General features: G+C 60.9%; 21 protein-coding genes. 5 read left to right on the top strand and 16 right to left on the bottom strand.

Features of this window, described 5'->3' with window-relative positions:
- Window positions 1-2: 2 nt before the first annotated feature.
- The 5 genes from KW832_RS12250 to KW832_RS12230 form a co-directional block, all read right to left on the bottom strand.
- Window positions 3-143: a hypothetical protein gene (locus KW832_RS12250; RefSeq protein WP_218300401.1), complete on the bottom strand. Its 141-nt coding sequence runs from the start codon at window positions 141-143 to the stop codon at window positions 3-5.
- A gap of 11 nt (window positions 144-154) precedes the next feature.
- The gene (locus KW832_RS12245; protein WP_010465931.1) at window positions 155-310 is read right to left on the bottom strand and encodes a hypothetical protein; all 156 of its coding nucleotides are present in this window, start codon (window positions 308-310) and stop codon (window positions 155-157) included.
- Window positions 311-401: 91 nt separating this feature from the next.
- Window positions 402-719, bottom strand: coding sequence for an ogr/Delta-like zinc finger family protein (locus KW832_RS12240; RefSeq protein ID WP_050812561.1), 318 nt, complete (start codon window positions 717-719; stop codon window positions 402-404).
- Complete coding sequence (locus KW832_RS12235) at window positions 710-946, bottom strand: hypothetical protein (protein WP_218300086.1); 237 nt, start codon at window positions 944-946, stop codon at window positions 710-712. The genes KW832_RS12240 and KW832_RS12235 overlap by 10 nt, the downstream gene beginning before the upstream one ends.
- Window positions 947-959: 13 nt before the next feature.
- Entirely contained in the window at window positions 960-1,202 is a 243-nt protein-coding gene (locus tag KW832_RS12230; protein ID WP_218338453.1) for a hypothetical protein, read from the bottom strand.
- Between the two features lie 24 nt (window positions 1,203-1,226).
- On the opposite strand from KW832_RS12230, the gene KW832_RS12225 reads away from it, so the two are divergent.
- The 3 genes from KW832_RS12225 (at window position 1,227) to KW832_RS12215 (ending at window position 3,217) form a co-directional block, all read left to right on the top strand.
- Complete coding sequence (locus tag KW832_RS12225) at window positions 1,227-1,451, top strand: hypothetical protein (protein WP_218300084.1); 225 nt, start codon at window positions 1,227-1,229, stop codon at window positions 1,449-1,451.
- 366 nt (window positions 1,452-1,817) lie between these two features.
- Window positions 1,818-2,237 (top strand): helix-turn-helix domain-containing protein, encoded by a 420-nt coding sequence (locus KW832_RS12220; protein ID WP_218300083.1) that lies wholly within the window; start codon window positions 1,818-1,820, stop codon window positions 2,235-2,237.
- Between the two features lie 446 nt (window positions 2,238-2,683).
- Window positions 2,684-3,217 (top strand): hypothetical protein, encoded by a 534-nt coding sequence (locus KW832_RS12215; RefSeq protein WP_218300082.1) that lies wholly within the window; start codon window positions 2,684-2,686, stop codon window positions 3,215-3,217.
- On the opposite strand, the gene KW832_RS12210 is transcribed toward KW832_RS12215, so the two are convergent.
- Window positions 3,214-4,188 carry a HEPN domain-containing protein gene (locus tag KW832_RS12210; protein ID WP_218300081.1) on the bottom strand — a complete coding sequence of 325 codons (975 nt, stop codon included), beginning with the start codon at window positions 4,186-4,188 and terminating at the stop codon, window positions 3,214-3,216. The two genes, KW832_RS12215 and KW832_RS12210, sit on opposite strands and share 4 nt — an antisense overlap.
- Before the next feature lie 431 nt (window positions 4,189-4,619).
- Here KW832_RS12210 and KW832_RS12205 point away from each other — a divergent pair, with 431 nt between their 5' ends.
- On the top strand, window positions 4,620-4,781 hold the full coding sequence (locus KW832_RS12205; protein ID WP_218300080.1) for a hypothetical protein: 162 nt from the start codon (window positions 4,620-4,622) through the stop codon (window positions 4,779-4,781).
- A 24-nt stretch (window positions 4,782-4,805) separates the two neighbouring features.
- On the opposite strand, the gene KW832_RS12200 is transcribed toward KW832_RS12205, so the two are convergent.
- Window positions 4,806-5,909: an Mbeg1-like protein gene (locus KW832_RS12200; protein ID WP_218300079.1), complete on the bottom strand. Its 1,104-nt coding sequence runs from the start codon at window positions 5,907-5,909 to the stop codon at window positions 4,806-4,808.
- 98 nt (window positions 5,910-6,007) lie between these two features.
- A complete protein-coding gene (locus tag KW832_RS12195) occupies window positions 6,008-6,343 on the bottom strand; it encodes a hypothetical protein (protein WP_255577703.1) in 336 nt (111 codons plus the stop codon).
- Between the two features lie 131 nt (window positions 6,344-6,474).
- On the opposite strand from KW832_RS12195, the gene KW832_RS12190 reads away from it, so the two are divergent.
- On the top strand, window positions 6,475-7,668 hold the full coding sequence (locus KW832_RS12190) for a right-handed parallel beta-helix repeat-containing protein (RefSeq protein WP_218300078.1): 1,194 nt from the start codon (window positions 6,475-6,477) through the stop codon (window positions 7,666-7,668).
- 28 nt (window positions 7,669-7,696) lie between these two features.
- Here KW832_RS12190 and KW832_RS12185 read toward each other — a convergent pair whose 3' ends face one another.
- The 8 genes from KW832_RS12185 to KW832_RS12150 all read right to left on the bottom strand — a co-directional run bounded on the left by KW832_RS12185 (window position 7,697) and on the right by KW832_RS12150 (window position 14,229).
- A complete protein-coding gene (locus KW832_RS12185; RefSeq protein ID WP_218300077.1) occupies window positions 7,697-8,725 on the bottom strand; it encodes a phage late control D family protein in 1,029 nt (342 codons plus the stop codon).
- A complete protein-coding gene (locus KW832_RS12180) occupies window positions 8,722-9,165 on the bottom strand; it encodes a phage tail protein (RefSeq protein WP_218300076.1) in 444 nt (147 codons plus the stop codon). The genes KW832_RS12185 and KW832_RS12180 overlap by 4 nt, the downstream gene beginning before the upstream one ends.
- Before the next feature lie 11 nt (window positions 9,166-9,176).
- Complete coding sequence (locus KW832_RS12175) at window positions 9,177-11,660, bottom strand: phage tail tape measure protein (RefSeq protein WP_218300075.1); 2,484 nt, start codon at window positions 11,658-11,660, stop codon at window positions 9,177-9,179.
- A 33-nt stretch (window positions 11,661-11,693) separates the two neighbouring features.
- The gene (locus tag KW832_RS12170; protein WP_218300074.1) at window positions 11,694-11,870 is read right to left on the bottom strand and encodes a hypothetical protein; all 177 of its coding nucleotides are present in this window, start codon (window positions 11,868-11,870) and stop codon (window positions 11,694-11,696) included.
- Between the two features lie 41 nt (window positions 11,871-11,911).
- The gene (locus KW832_RS12165; protein ID WP_218300073.1) at window positions 11,912-12,028 is read right to left on the bottom strand and encodes a GpE family phage tail protein; all 117 of its coding nucleotides are present in this window, start codon (window positions 12,026-12,028) and stop codon (window positions 11,912-11,914) included.
- Between the two features lie 8 nt (window positions 12,029-12,036).
- Window positions 12,037-12,384, bottom strand: a complete 348-nt coding sequence (locus tag KW832_RS12160; RefSeq protein ID WP_255577702.1) for a phage tail assembly protein — start codon at window positions 12,382-12,384, stop codon at window positions 12,037-12,039.
- 96 nt (window positions 12,385-12,480) lie between these two features.
- Window positions 12,481-12,990 (bottom strand): phage major tail tube protein, encoded by a 510-nt coding sequence (locus KW832_RS12155; RefSeq protein ID WP_218300072.1) that lies wholly within the window; start codon window positions 12,988-12,990, stop codon window positions 12,481-12,483.
- 42 nt (window positions 12,991-13,032) lie between these two features.
- Complete coding sequence (locus tag KW832_RS12150) at window positions 13,033-14,229, bottom strand: phage tail sheath subtilisin-like domain-containing protein (protein ID WP_218300071.1); 1,197 nt, start codon at window positions 14,227-14,229, stop codon at window positions 13,033-13,035.
- Window positions 14,230-14,233 lie beyond the last annotated feature (4 nt).

The raw sequence follows: 14,233 nt of genomic DNA, 5'->3' as shown, positions 1-14,233 counted from the left end.
GCTCAGCGGCCCCCAACCTCACGCACCGCCGCGATGTACCAGGCATCGCCGTACAGCCGCTCAACCCAGGCCACAGCCCTGGCGCGGTTCAACGCCTGCACGCGCATGCGGCGGCGGCGGTGGTGCACGTCTATGTGCGTCACGCGGTAGCAGCTCATGGGGCAACCCCCGCCAGCGCGGCCACGATGGCCGCCAGGCCTACCACCACCAAAGCAATGGCCAGCCAAAGCAAAGGGGCAGCACCCATGGCCACGCCCGGCACGGCTACGGCGCATGCCAGCAGGGTTACGCGAAAAGCAATCAAACGCATGGCAACTCCAAAAAACACAGGGCGAACGAATCCCCGCGAGGCCCCAAAAAGGGGCACCGTCAGGCGTGTGGAAAAGGGGAGGGGGAGGGCGCTACCCGGCGGCGGGCATCGCGGCGAAAAGGTCGCCCGTCACAAAGCCGCCGTGGCGCGGCTGATAGTCAGCCGATGGCATCGACTGCAGCTGCTGCTGCAGCAAGGCGCGCTTGATGTGCGATGACATGGGCAGCACCACCGTGGGGTCGGGCGTCGCGCTGGGTGAAATCGTGCGGTTGATTTCCGTCACAGCGCTGAACACGTGGCCGCATTCGTAGTTGCGGCAGTAGAAGATCGTCTCGCGGCTGGTGTTGGTCAGCTGGCCAGAGTGCCGCGTGTAAGCGTTCTGTTTGCAGTGCGGGCACATCATTCGCATGGGTTGCGGTCCTCAATAGCTGCAGTGGGCGTGACGTAGTGCGCACAAACGGCCTTTGGCTCTGCGCTCGCTTGCGCGAAGGTCAGCACAATGGCATCAAAGAGATCGGCGCCACGTTGGGCGGGCAGCTGGCTTTGCTGCAGGTTCTTCGCCATTGGGGCGACGCCCTTGCGGGCAAAGGTCAGGCCCAGTCGGTGCGCTTTCAGGATGACGAGGTGGCGTGGCACAGCGTGGCGGCTTTCAGGCGTTGGCAGCAAGGGCAGCGCGGCGGCGCTTGTGCTCTGCCACGCCCAGGCGGTAGGCATGCAGCGCAAAGCTACTGGCACTGCGGCTTTCCTCGCCAGCCAGCTGGAAGGCTTCGTCGCGTTCAGCCTGAGTCATGCGCAGAGCAATGGGCTTGTCATGAATCAGCCGCTCGGGCGCAAGTGCTGAGCCAGTGGCTGACGGGCGGGCAGCAGGTGCGGTATTCAGTGATGTGTACATAGTCAAACCACAAAGGAGGAAACCATGGAAGAAGTGAACTGGCCGGTGTTTCAGGCCGCCGCCGCATTGGTGGGCTGCAGGCTGGCGGCCAACAAAAGCCAACGCATCGACGAGGCTATCGAGCAAGACCTGCCGGATGCGTACCACGCGCTTCTGCAGGCTGCCCAGCGCATTCACCTGCAGGCGCTGGAGGACAAACAAGAGGCGCGTGCTGCGAGCAGTCAGAAGCCCTCTGTGAGTTTTTTCTGATTGCCTCTGTGCGGTGCAGCACCTCGGTTGATGCCCGAATCAAGGTAGCTCCGTTCCCGATTTCCATTCCAACTTCTGCGCCAGGTAGGTGCTGGTGCACCAGCTCCAGCACACCATAGGAGAGTGCTGCGCACAGGTCGGCAAAAGCAAGCAGGTCAGCGGGTGCGGCAGCCTCGCCCGGTCTGATTGCGAAGCAAACCAGGTCGGACTGGCCACGTGGGCTCGCTGTCATCACAGTGCGCGGCTTTGCTGCGCATTTGCCTTGCGGTGGATTGGTCGTGTCCATGTACTATCTGGAGTGAATTGGTTACAACGTAGAACGCATTTTTCACTCGTTTGATGGAATTGTCAAGCAGGTGTATTCATATGAGTGAATTTCACGATCGACTTAGGGAAGAGCGAAAGCGAACAGGGCTCACGCAGTCCGATCTTGCTGTGATTGGTGGCGTTCAGAAGAACGCCCAATCGTTGTACGAGAGCGGAGCGCGAAAACCAGACTCTGATTACCTTCAGGCCATTGCAGCAGCAGGCATTGACGTGGTTTACGTAATGCTGGGCAGACGCGTTGCCTTGCTAGGAGAAACGCTGTCTGAGGCTGAATCTCTACTCCTCGCGCGTTGGCGCAGCGGTAGTCCAGCCTTGCGCGGCTACCTTCAGGAGTTTGGGCAGGCGCCCGGTTCTGGCGGCAATACAGTCACCATCGGCGGCGATGTGGGCCAGCAGGTGAATGGCGATCAGACCATTACCAGCCCGATGACCTTCAAAGTGGGTGGAAAGCGCAAATAGGGCCGATGTGTGGCACAACAATTTCAATGAGGGAATGACATGACAAGCAAGACGCCGCCACCGCCACCGCCACCGCCACCGCCACCGCCACCGCCACCGCCACCGCCACCGCCCAAGTCGCAAAACTATTCCAACGTGACGCGCAGTACTCTGCCCACCCCGGCCCCTCCTGCGCCTTCGCGGAAGTAGTCATTCAGGTGAAGCCCTATGAGCGACGATAAAAAGAAGGTGGGATCTCCGGCGGCCGGTAGGACCATGCCAGATGACGAGATCAAGCGTTCGCGCAACCGGGTTGCCTCTGCTCAGAACAAAAGCAAGAGAGTCGAGGACTCCGGCTCTATGGGTCTCGTAATCACGCGAAACGCGGCCCCGCCTCCCGCACCGCCGACACCGAAGAGGACGTGAACACGTTGCCCCGCTTGGCGTGTTCGCCCAAAATGGACACCATGACTACCTCCGCATCTTCCGCCGCCACTCTTTCTGATGAAAAGTTTGATGAGATTTGGAAATGTCGGCACGAACTCCTCAACTGGGCATACATCACTTATCGATACCACCGTAAAAGGCAGCGGTTTTTCGATGTAGTGGACAAGCTCACTCAGGTGGCCGCGGTGGGCGGGGGTGTAGCGGTGGCAGGCAAGACATTGACGGATTACCTGCCCGCTGTAGGTGGTGCTATCGCATTCACTGGGGTGCTAGCTCTGGTGTTTGGTTACGGTGACAAGCGGCAGTGCCACAAGGAGCTGGCTGAATTGGCAATCCAGATGGTCGGCGACATAGCCAGTGTGCCAGTGCCTGAGTTGAGCGAGGCTGTCGTGTGTGCCTGGGAGAAAAATCGCACAACGATCAGCTTGCGTGAGCCAGCAAGTCTAAAAACGTTGGTAGCCAAATGCGAGTGGGAGCAGGCAGTTGCAGAGGGTCATAAGGATCATTGCAAACAGCCCGGTTTCATTGGTCAGTTGCACATGCATTTTTTCTAGGGTACAGACCCATCTCTGTTCTCAGATGTGCCAGAGCTTGCCCCTGCATACTCGGCGCCTTCAAAGAGAAGTCCCTCCAATTCATCGGCAGCTGGGACCGCCGCAAAGTAGATCATCTTGAGCAGAACCCGGCGAAGCAACTGGAATGAATCGACCAAGTCGGCAGTGTCGTGTTTCGGTGTGCCGTGTGCTGCACTTGACCGCTTGCCATAGAGTTTTTGCACTGCCTTATGCAGGTTTATGCGATCTTGCCCCGGTTTCTCCAGATAACAAGCTACTAGCGAGGACAGACGGTAGCTAAGTTCCGTCCTGCTTGTCAGAAACAGTTGCTCCATCGCGCCCCAGATCGACACGAGGGCAAGCGCTTGATTGTTGACGAATTGCGAGTTATCCAGTGCGTCGACTGCCAATCGGAATTTGGCGTTGTGCGCATACAGATGAAAACCAGCGGTCCAACGATCTTTGATCCACCCCAGATTCTCCATGCCCGCTAACACATTGGGAATGATCAGCGCTGTATGACGTGGTGTGGTTTCCAGCGGAAAAACGGTCTGACTCTCTGTGCGCTCCAAAAAGGGCTGTGTAAACGAAGTATTGCTCATGACTAACATACCAACTGCCGGGTTAATCCATAGGCGAATTAGCGCAACGATGAAGCGGGCTAGAGTAAATTGGGCGGCCCACGTAGTTCTACCGTCCCCAGGGACTACAAGTTCCGCAGTCAACTCAATGTTGTGTCCCGCCACCCGCACCATGGCGGGGGGTGGAAGCGGAGGGTAGCCATCCGGCCCCAGCTCTACAGGTCCTATGTAGGAACGTTCGCCTTTGTTGATCCAGATGAGAGGTGTACTGAAAGTTGAAGTTGCGCTTCTGAGAATTAGGCCGTTCCCAAAATCAAACTCAACATCTTGAAGCTGAAGTTCAGTGAGACCAATGTGCAGAAGCGGTATTGCTGCATTTGTCGCTTTCATAGATCAAGCCTCCCCTGTAATGCTGTTTGCACTTCTGCGAGCCCGCACGCCCACTGTATGACCTCGTGCAGGCATTTGATTCGGTACCCGATTGTTACAGCAGGATGCCTGCGCGGGCAGCCGTTTCGTGCCTCAGCTGTTAACTAGCAGTACCCCCGATACCTGGGGGGGCTTAGGCAGCGTAGACAACGAAATTCCCTCGCTGCACCGCGCACTGTACATGTGAGAATTTGTTCCTGCAGATCAACAACAAGGAACAACGTGCAGGGACAAGGGAAGGTAGTGATAGGCCGCGATGCTGGCCAGGTGGTCGCAGGCAACGCAGTGACCCACATCGAAAAATACGTTTCAAAAACAAGCCATGGCCTCACCGCCGTGGCTTTTTTTTGGGCGCTGTCAGCGTAGCGTTGGCGTCAGCGTGCATCGCTGCCGTGCTGGATACTGACACACCGCGCAACCCGGCCGCACCCGATCCGCCCACGGCCTGCCACTACCAGGGCGGCACCTACTCAGCGGGCGCCGTACTGCGCATGGGAAGGCTGGAGAAGGTGTGCACCATCGTTGACGGTGTGCCCACCTGGGTGCGCGGGTAGATTAAAGCAGTAGGAAAGCGGGTTTTATGGTGCTTGGCGGCAGAGCGCTTCATTCTGTTCTCGGGCGGCGTATCGTGAGCCGCAATAAAGTCTTTTGGCCCGTTGGTCTGACCGTGGGCATCCGGTGGATCCATGCGTGGCCTGGCATTCCGCAACCGTGCGGGCCATGCCAACAATAAGCCGTTCCGAGCTGTGTTGCATGGTGCCTTTGGCTACTGCATTTAACCGAAACCTCCGGTAATTTGGTGTTTCTTCGTCAGAGAACAACAATCTGCGGAGAAACGTTGCTTCATCATCTTTGTCAAAAATGTGAGCGACTTGCACATCTGGGTACGGCTCGGCAAGGCGATGCTTGTTCACGATGAAAGACGAGTCGAATACTATTGCCGATGTGCATGGGAAGGCATTGGCGGTGTGCTCTGCAAGTGCCCCGCCGAGAGAATGCCCGGTCGTGAGGTATGTTAGTTTTTTCTCAGTCTTGGGTGTCTTTGAGCGAATCTCTTGAACTACTTCTCGTGCATGGTCGTACTGATTCTTTATTGGTAGAAATTGTGTGAGCCAGGAAAAATTGGAATACCAATCAGATGGCGAGTCGAAGTCAGTTCCCCTAAACGCAATTAGTATCTGAAATTTTTCAGGGTGGCTATCATTGAAATAGTAGTCGAGCGCCAGACCTGATGATCTTTCAATTCGCCCTTGCTTTTTCCAGGTGTTGTCGAATTGCGCTAGTGTGAAGTTGCTGTATTCACCTGTCGCTTCATATATTTTTCCATCCTTTGATTTGTACTCATATGCGTTTAGTGAGGCAATTGCGTACGGGAGGTAGATATTTGAAATTTCATCTATGTCAAAAAAATTTGGCGGAGGGTGTAATTTTGAGATGTTGAGGACTTCAGTTCTGACGCAGCGTTCGTTGGCATCCTCTGCGATTTGCAAATCAACTCTTGTGACGTTTGCGCATCCAGACAAGAGAAAAAACAAAATTGCAGCGATAAAAAATCTCATGTTTCCTCCGACCATTGAAGTATTCTGACTTCGCCACCATGCGCCTAGGCCAGCTAGTGCAAACCGTTTCGGCAGGGCGGAGACTGCCATCCACGACTTCGGTGTAGCGACTTTCCGCAGCATGACGTGAACTCCAGTCCAGATGGAATCGTGATCTTGCGAATCTCATTTGTCCGCCTCCGTCATGATTTCTAGCATGACACCCTGGACGAGCCAATTTTTTAATGCGCGCGAGTTTTGAGTTCAATGCGCGTCTTTAACCCTCCATCTCCCAGGTTGTGCGTGAGCTTCACCACCAGCCAAGGCGTGTCATCAATCACATCCTTGAACCCTCGGAACACCACGGAGGTTTGAGGCATCAGCTCGGGGCGGCCGATGGCCAGGGTCAGCTCCATGGTGGCTTTGCCCCGCTCGATGCGCCCGTGTTCGGATCGTGCGGCGGCCATGGCGTCGGCCTCGCTGCCATAGGTGTCTTTCAGGCGTTTTTCGTTGTCCTGCTCGCCCACCAGCACGCTTTTCTTTTCGGCTGCGTTGGGGTGGTGCCAATAGGCCGCCACTCGGCCGTGTTGCAGATTCGCACGGTCGGCACGGGAGGATGTGCGCGCTTTGTTACTCAGTCTTACACTGCCTGCTTTCAAAGAGTGGGAGAAGGCCTGTGCCAAATCACAAAATACTCATCGGTGTGGGCATGTTTGTGCTTGCACTGTTCTTTGGCAATGCCCATTCAGCCACGTTGACGGTGCTGAACCTCAACGATGCGGGCCCGGGATCGCTTCGCGGCCAAATACTGGCCGCAGCGCCAGGCGATACCGTGGTTTTCGGTCCCGGCGTTACTGGAACCATTCCGTTGGCGTCCACTTTGACGGTTGCGCAGAACCTTGCGATCCAAGGGCCCGGCGCAGGCAACCTAACGATCAGCGGTCAGGGCGCAGTCCGTGTTTTTGATGTGACTGCCGGCGCGCTGACGGTGTCAGGTGTGACAGTAACCAACGGATTTTTTAGTGGACTTGGTGGCGCTTTCAGCGTTGCTTCTACTCTGACACTTCGCAATAGTGTGTTGAGTGGCAACTCAGCCCTAAACGGGGGGGCCATATCTGTAGCCAACGGTGGCACGTTGACAGTCATCGATTCGACTTTTGCGAACAATAGCGCAACGTCAGTCGGAGGGGGCGCATTGATAACTTTCGGCAACACGACGGTGACTGGCAATACCTTCATTGGCAACACAGCGGCGACAAACGGTGGGGCGATCAATGTCCAACCCGGAGGGACGCTGACAATTGTCAACAATACCTTCCGTGCCAACAGCACACCTGGCCTTGGCGGTGCCATGTCCAATCTTGGCACCACGACTGCCATCAACAACACGTTCTCGGCGAATCAGGCCAGCGGTGGCGCGGCGATAGCTACGGGCGGCAGCAATGCGACTTTGCACAACAACGTTTTTGCTGACCAAGTGGCCAGCACGACGCCTGCTGCACTTTCGCCCAGCGGAGGTTTTGCTACGTCAAGCAATAACGTTTTCTATAACAACCTCGCTGCAGGCATGGCGGACGACCAAACCGGCTATGGAACCCTGAACTTCATGTGGACGGTGACTCAGCCCCTCGGGGCGATCGCAAACAACGGGGGACTGACGCAGACGATGGTCCCGGTGGCTGGCGGTGCCGCGATTTGCGCCGGTTCGGCGGCGCTGTTGCCTGGTGGAGTCACGACGGACCAGCGCGGTAGCCCTCGAACATCGGGCGCTTGTCTTGACGCGGGCTCGGTGCAGCGCAGCGCCATCTCATCAATTCCAACATTGTCGACTTGGGCGCTGTTGCTTCTGGCTAGCCTGATGGCCATGTTTGGAATCCGTCGGTCCAGAGCAGTGAGGCACTGACTGCGGCGGCTGAACGCTCCTGCCGCTCTCAGTGGGACTGGTCGGTCTTGCGAGTTTCCAGCTCTATGCGCGTAGTCAGGCCGTTATCACCCAGGGTGTGCGTCAGCTTCACCACCAGCCAGTCGGTGGCATTGATCACATCTTTGAACCCACGCAGCACCACCGGGGTTTGCGGCATCAGCTCCGGGCGGCCTATGGCCAGGGTCAGTTCCATGGTGGCTTTGCCCCGCTCGATGCGCCCGCGCTCGGACCGCGCGGCGGCCATGGCGTCGGCCTCGCTGCCATAGGTGTCTTTCAGGCGCTTTTCGTTGTCCTGCTCGCCCACCAGCACGCTCTTTTTCTCGGCCGCGTTGGGGTCGTGCCAGTACGCGCGCACCCCGCTGTAGGCGTTGCGGTCGGCGCTGTGGTAGCGGTGCTGGTCGCCATCGGCGCGGGTGATGGTGATGGTTTCCAAGTCGTCGCCGTTGGCGGCGCGGGTAGAGCCTATGGGCTTGAACACCAGGCGGCCTTTTTTCACCGTCGCCACCGCGTCGTGCTTCGTTGCCAGGCGGGTGAGGAAGTGCAGGTCACTCTCGCGCGTCTGGTCGATGTGTTCCACCGGGGTGTTGGCCAGGCTGTCGTCAATGCGCACCTGCAGGCCGTTGCGCTGCGCAATGTCGCCCACGATTTCGCCCAGCTTCTTGCCGTGGTAGCTGCGCTCCGCGCGGGTGCGCAGCTCGCGACGCATTTCGGCAGAGCGGGCGCGAATGCTGATGGTGTCGGGCGTGCCGCTGTGCTCCACCTCGTCCACGTCGAAGGTGCCTTTGTCCTGCATGCCGCTGCCTTCCCAGCCCAGGGCCAGGGCCAGCTCGGCCCCTTTAGCAGGGATGCCCATGTGGCCGTCGCTGTCGTCAATCACCAGGTCCAGCTGGTCGGCTTCGCCGCCTCGGGCTTCCGTGAGGGTGAGCGATACCAGGCGCGCTTCCACCTTCTTTGAAATGTCCCGCCCGTCCACCACCAGCGAGAAGGTGGGGGCGCGGTGTAGCTGGCTGGTCTTGAGGTAGTCGGGCGCCATCATTCCCACCACTCCCAATAGTCATCCACCGGCCAGGGGTCTACCCCGCCCGATGGCTCGGCCTGCTGGTCATCCACGGCCGCCAGCTGCAGGTCGAACTCGATGCGCCGCGCGGCGCCGTTGTCGATCAGTACAGATCGGGTTTCGCTCAGGCTCTCGATCTTCCAGGCGCCGAACACCTCGCCGGCGCCGGACACCAGCGCCCAGGCCTTGCCACTGTCGGCCATCTTGCGCAGTGCATCCAGCGAACGCATGGACCCCGCGAACTCCGGCGCCAGCACGCCCGACAGGTTGATGGTGTCTTCGCCCAGGCCCACAAACTGGCGCGCAGGCCTGGCGCCCACCCGCGAGTTACTGGGATGCCGCCATGCCGTTTGCCGGCGCAGCTGGTCAATTGGCAGGGTCCGCAGTCCGAACGCGAACTGCCCCAAAGAAAACAGCATGTGGGGTGCTCCTATCCGTCGATGTCGCCGTACGTGGACAGCACGTTCGAGCGTTTGGCCCGCTCGCGGCGGTCCATTTCAAAGGTGATGGCGCGCGCCATCGCTTTTTCATCCATGCCGGGGGCAGCGTTCACCGTGATGTTGTTGGTGGTGGTGTTGCCGCCACCTTCGCCCCGTGGATTGAATTTCAGGGGCTTAGGCTCTTCAAAGAACCGCAGTGCACCCGGTCCAGCAACCGCTGGCATTGCGGGTAGCCCGGCCGCCAAACCCAAGCCTGCAGCGGCGCCCCGGGCGCCTTGTTGTGACCCCGAGAACATGCGCGCCAGCAAGCCAATCATGGGCAAATGCTGGGCCACTTGGATGATCTTGGCCACGATGCCGCCCAGCACTTCGCCCACCAGCTGGCCTGCACTGGCAAACCCGGCAAGCTCTTGTTGGGTGGACTGAATGGGGGCGATCAGATCAGTGAACCACCGCCATGCCTGGCCCAGCCAGCCCACCAGCGTGCTGCCGAACTCCAGCAGCGGCGCCATCTGCGCAAGCACTGGTGCCAGCCCAATGGCCAGGCCGTCCCAAACCCCGCCCAAGAAGGCCTTGATAGGCCCCCAATACTTGTAGATCAGCAGAGCCGCAGCGGCGATTGCAGCCACCACAGCGATCACCGGGCCACCTGCTGCCAGCATGGCCAGCAGGCCGCCGCGCAAGAACACCAAGGCGGCCTGGCCTGCAACCCGCAGCCCGCTTGCCAGCGGCCCAGCGGTCACCAGCCCGAGGCGCGCAAAGACAAAGCGCAACAGCATCACCTTGCCCGCGATCAGGGCCAGGGGCACCAGCAGGAACCCCAGCCCGGCAGTGAGTGCAGAGAAAGCCACGACTGCGCCCAGCACCCAGCCCACCAGGGTGGAGTGGTTTTGCACAAAGCGCATGAAGCGCTCGATCAGCGGATTGACGACCTTGAGCAGCTTGAGCAGTGCGGGGGTCAGGGCTTCGCCCACCGTCGCGCTCAGGTTGAACGCGCGGTTCTTCGCCATCTGCCACTGTGCCGACAGCGCGGCGTTGCGCGCGGCGGCCTCACGGGCCATGGAGCCCTGGGCCTGCATACCGTTGGCCAGTGCGCGCTGGCGGGCCAATTCTTCGGGCTTGTCCACCAGCTTGGCCAGGGTGTCGGAATGCTCCAGGCCCACCAGTTCCACCATCACGCCGATGCGCTTGTGTTCGGGCAGCTTGCCGATGGCCGCAATCACTGCATCCAGCGTGCCCGTGGCATCTTTGCTCATGCCCAGCTGTACGGCCTCGGCCGACAGGCCGATTTCATCGAGTGCAGAGCGGAATTTCTTGGTGCCCTTGGTGGCGGCTGCAAACTTCTGAACGATGGCATTGGCTGCCGTGCCCGCTGTCTCGGTGTGCTCGCCCAGCGTCAGCAGGGTAGAGCCCAGCGCCGCAGCATCCTTGGCGCTCATGGCCACCGTGGACACCACACCGCTGGTGCGGTTCAGAAAGTCGATGATGTCCGCGCCCTTGCTGATGGCGTTGTCGTCGAGGTAGTTGATGGAGTCCGCCAGCCCACGGATCTGGGTCAGCGGAATCTTGAAGTTCTTTGCCACCTTGCCCATGGACTCTGTGACCTGATCCGGTACGGCGTCAAAGGCGGTGGCCATCTCGCTGGCCAGCAGGGTGAACCCTTTCAACTCGCCCGTGGGCACCTCCATGCGCGCGGCGGCCGTCATCATCTTTGTGATTTCGGTGGTGAGCATGGGAATCTGCCCGCTCAGTTCACGCACCTCGCGCTCGGCCTGGCGGTACACCTCGGTCAGCTGCCCCATTTCGTTGCGGGCGCCGGGCACTTGGCGGGCAATGCCCAGCATGGCGTCTTCGTGCTTGGAGTAGTTGGTCACCGGCCCCATGCCAATCTCTACGCCACGGCGTCCAGCTGCTTGCATGGCCACGCCCGCACCGGCCGCCATGCCGGTGTGCAGCATGGCCTTTGCGTGCTTGTCGCGCAGCTCTTGCAGGTGCCGCTGTTGGGCGGCCAGGCGCTGCAGCTCCACGCGCTGCTTGCCCATGGCGGCCGTGGCGCCGTCAATGTCGGTCTTGAGGCGTGCCTGGGCCGCGTTCAAGTTGCCGGTAATGCCCATGACATTGAGCGCAGCGCGGGCCTTGACGGCTGCGGACTTCTGCACCTCCAGTGCATCGGCCAGTTTGCGCACCCCGCCTTCCTCGCGCTTGATCTGCGCGGCCGTGGCCGTGCCGCTGGCCCGCATGCCATCGAGCAGGGCCTGTTTCATCTTGAGGGCGTTGTTCAACCGGGCCAGCTCGGCCGCGTGCTTTTGCACGTTGCCCACGGCCCCTTGCTGGTCGTTCAGCTCCTTGAGTCTGTCGCGGGCGGCCTTGAGGGCGCGGGCGGTTTCCCCGCTGGCGCCGCTGATGCGCTTCATGGGCGCGAGCACGCGCTCGGCCATGTCCAGCACCACGCGCAGGCGCAACTGGTCAGCCATGGCGCACCCCACGGGCGCGCGGGGCGCGAAGGGTCAGCGGGTGGGGGCGGTTTCGGCCAGTAGCGCGTCGATCTCGGCCAGCTCGGCCGCACGCTGGGGCGCCAGCATCGCGTCGCGGTGCAGTATCCAGACGTACACCGGCACCATCAGCAGCCACAGGCCAGACAGCACCACGGCGACAAGGAGGGTGTACTTCAACACGGTGAGCATGGTTCATTCTTGCACATCCAGGGGCGCAGGGTTGGAGGAGGTCATTCCTGGCGTTCGTAGCGCTCGCGCGCCCGTTCCCGCCAGTCCATCAGCTCGGCCACGCTCATGGGGTCCATGTCGGCGAGCCGCCAATGGAACACCAGGGCCAGGTCGGCCATGGCGTCCTCTACGCGGTTTGGAAGCCCTCCCGCTGCGCCTTCGGAACCAAAAAACTGACCACCTCCGAACCCAGGCTTACCAGGTCGGCGGGGTCCATGGCGTCCACTTCTTGGCGCAGCAGGGGCGGCTCAGTCACACGGGGCAGCAACGCCTGCAAGGCCGTCACGTTCATCTGCAGCACCTCCACCAGCGACAGGCCGCGCAGGGCGCCCGCGTTGGGCTTGCGCACCTGCACGTGCGTGATGGTCTGGCCGTTGCGCTGGATGGGCGTATCCAGCGCGATGCCCACGGGAAGGCCTGGAGCCGTGATGGCGACAGCGGGGGCGGTGGCGGCGGCGGTGGTTGTTGTTGTCATAGTCTGGTGTCCTTGCCCATTGGGAATTTGATTGGGGCGATTGGGGTTGATTGGGGGAAGGGAGCGGCCCCGAAGGGCCAGCGGATTGGGTGGGCGTCAAACGCCCAGGGCGGCGCGCACTTCGGCCAGGCGGTCCACGCCGTTGACCATTTCGACCATGTTCACGGCGTCAATCTCGATCAGGGTTTCGCCGTTGATGCTCAGCTTGTAGTAGCTCAGTGCGGCCTTGTATTTGATGGCGGTTGCCTCGCCCGCCTTGGCGCTGCCTGGGTCGATTTCCACGAAACGGCCGCGCATGACGATTTCCAGCGAGTCCACGTTCTCGCTGTCGTCGCCCTGCAGCGCACCGGCAAAGCGCAGCAGCACGCCGTCATGGCGCAGCGTGCCCCAGCTGGTGAACAGTTCTTTCATGTACCCGGCGGCGGTCAGCTCGGCTTCCAGGCCTTCCATGCCGTGGTCGGTCTTCACGGGCGCGTTCATGCCGCCGCTGCGGTAGTCCTCTGTCTTGCGGGCCAGCTTGGGCAGGCTTACTTCGGGCATTTCGCCCACGAAGTTGGTGCCATCCACAAAGGTGGCAAAGTTCTTGATCTTGCGGGGCAGTCCCATGGTGGTGTTCTCCTGTGGTCAATCGGTCGGGGTGGTGGGGCCTTATTCGCCGGTGCCCACGCGCAGGGCGAAGTCGGCGTAGTAGCGGTCGGTAATGCGCTGCTGAAACGTGAGGTCTTCCAGCGGGGGCACGGGCGTGTAGTCGTAGTCCAGCGTCAATTTGCCGTTCTTGAGCGTGGCCGACACGTTCACCTCCTCGTCGTACCAGGCCTGGCCGTTCAGGATGTAGCCCAGGTTTTTCAGCTCGCGGAACTTGGCGTTGATGCCTTCCAGAATGTCTTTCACCAGGCTGGGGTGCAGCGGCTTGTCCACCGCCCAGAAGTGCCCCTCGGCCATGGTGTCGGCCAGGATTTGCGCCGTGCGCGTTGCGCTCTCGAACGCGAACAGCTCGTCGGTGGCGCAGGTGCGCGAACCCCAGAAGCGGAACCCCTGGTTTCGGATCAGCGTCGTGATGCCCGCGCCGTTGAGCAGGCCCGCGTCGGTGTCGGGGTTCTGCAAGTCCCAAAGCACATCCTTGTCGATGCCCAGCACGCCATTCATGGGCACGTTGGAAATCGTCTTGTGCCAGCCCTGCTCGGCGTCGATCTTGGCGCGCAGGCCCATGGCATAGGCCACGGGCGATGCGTCCACCACCACGCCCGTGCCAGGCGTTGCCACCTTCACGCGCGGCCAGATCAGCATCAGCTCGCGGGCATCGAAGTTCTGGCGGTAGTCCATCACCTCGGACACATCGGCGCCGTAGCCCTCGGCGTACACGAACGCGCGCAGCTTCTGCGCCACGGCCACCAGGGCGGTGGTCACTGCTTGTGTGTCCAGGCCTGGCGCGCCCAGGATGCGCGGTTGCACGCCCAGCTTGGCCTTGGCGGCCAACAGGGCCTGCATGCCGGTGTACTGCGAGTCGATGGCCGTGCCGATGACCTTGCCGTTCTGGTCGGTCAGCTTCGCGGCAGCGTCTGCGCCCTCGCCATCGGCCACGCGCACCACCACAACGACGGGGCGGGCTTGGTCGCGGATGGCGGTCAGTGCGCCGGACAGGGTGCCCAGCGTGCCGGCCTTGGCAATGGCGGCGTCCACCTTGGTGACCAGCACCGGGGTGTTGAGCGGGAACGCGGTGGCGTCCGCGTCGCTGGCCGTGCAGATCAGGCCCAGCACGGCCGTGCTGATGATGCGGATGTTGCGCTGTCCTTCGTTGATTTCGACAACGCGCACGCCGTGGTGGTAGTTTGCTTGGGTAGCCATGGGG

Origin of the sequence: Acidovorax sp. sif0632 (assembly GCF_019218805.1) — a bacterium.
Classification (GTDB): domain Bacteria; phylum Pseudomonadota; class Gammaproteobacteria; order Burkholderiales; family Burkholderiaceae_C; genus Acidovorax; species Acidovorax facilis.
Note: the sequence above shows the minus strand (reverse complement) of the source record. Positions and strands in the feature narration are given on the sequence as shown.